The 1,370-nt window shown below is 54.6% G+C and carries 1 protein-coding gene; it reads right to left on the reverse strand.

Annotation, left to right across the window (positions count from 1 at the left end; all coding sequences use genetic code 11):
• Positions 1-27: 27 nt before the first annotated feature.
• The gene (locus NO887_RS18445; RefSeq protein ID WP_256419621.1) at positions 28-1,200 is read right to left on the reverse strand and encodes a Fic family protein; all 1,173 of its coding nucleotides are present in this window, start codon (positions 1,198-1,200) and stop codon (positions 28-30) included.
• Positions 1,201-1,370: the final 170 nt, after the last annotated feature.

Below are 1,370 nucleotides of genomic sequence, written 5' to 3' on the forward strand. Positions count from 1 at the left end.
TGCCTCAAGCCCTCTCTGCTCAGTGGTTCAGAGTTGGTCGATCGGCTTGTTGATGATTTGGAAGACTTCGCTCGCCCGGTAGAACCGATTCCGGTCTTTCCCGGTGAGTTCTTCGAGTATTCCGTCATCTTCGAGCTGTCCGATCAGTCGGTTGGCCGTGCTGTATTCGACATCTAACCACTCGGCCGCCGTATTCACGTCAAGGTACGGATCTTCGAAGAGCCGCATCACCAGTTCGAGGATGTTCTCAGACCGCTCGCTCTGATAGCGCTGTTGATAGCCTTCTCGTAGGTCGACTAGCAGGTTGGCCCGCTGATGGGCCTCGTCCGCTTGCGACTGTACGCCACGCAGGAAAAACAGAAGCCACTCTTCCCATTCACCGTGCTGACTGACTGCCAAGAGATGATCAACGTAATCTGACCGCCGTGCGTTGAAATAGGAACTCAGGTAGAGATACGGCTCGGGCAAGAGACCGTCACGTTGTAGCAGGAGACTGATCAATAGCCGCCCGAGCCGTCCGTTCCCATCGAGAAACGGGTGAATCGTCTCGAACTGGTAGTGGGTCAGCCCGATTCGGAGAAGTGGATGCAGATTCGTCTCTTGGTTCGCATACTCGAGCAAGTCTTCGAGAAGGTCTGGGATTTCGTTCGGTGGCGGCGGCACGTACCTGGCGTCTTGGATGTATGGCGTACTGCCGATGAAGTTCTGCGTCGTACGGAGTTCCCCTGGGTCAGCCTCATCCCCACGGACACCCGAAAGCAACCGGTCGTGCATCTCGCATAGCAATTCGACGGTGATTGGGTCGCCAGCTGTGATCGCATCCAATCCGTGTGTCAGCGCGTACAGATAGTTCACGACTTCTTGGGTACCCTGCTGTCTGTCTTCGTCGATGAGCGCCTCCTGTCCAGCCTCATAGGCGTAGATGTCTGAGAGGGTCGCATGTGTGCCTTCGATTTGCGAGGATTCCAGCGCTTCTTTTCGGATGAACGGCTCGATTAGGATCTCTCTTGAGCCGACACGTGGGCCGATACCATGGAGTCGACCAAGTGCCTGTGTCGCCTCCGCCAGCGGTGTAATGAGTTGCTCAGTGCTAACTGAGGGGGGGAGCGGGTCAGGGCGGAACGCCGAATATGTCCCCTTCGGTGTCGTCGTGGGAACGATTTCACCGGGAGCCGTCTCGTCGAAGTTATCTCGCTCCATTAGTGGCATCCCGACAAATACACTGGCTACTATTGGTATTTTTGGTGCTAAATCAAAATAGTAGGATGGGTGATTGTACTGTCACAACTACTCAGAATCTCTGAGGATAGATTTGACCCACATATTCTATTCACTACTTTGCGCATGAAACACCCGCTAGAAAGGACTGC

It is taken from the genome of Halorubrum laminariae (genome assembly GCF_024494655.1).
Taxonomy (GTDB): domain Archaea; phylum Halobacteriota; class Halobacteria; order Halobacteriales; family Haloferacaceae; genus Halorubrum; species Halorubrum laminariae.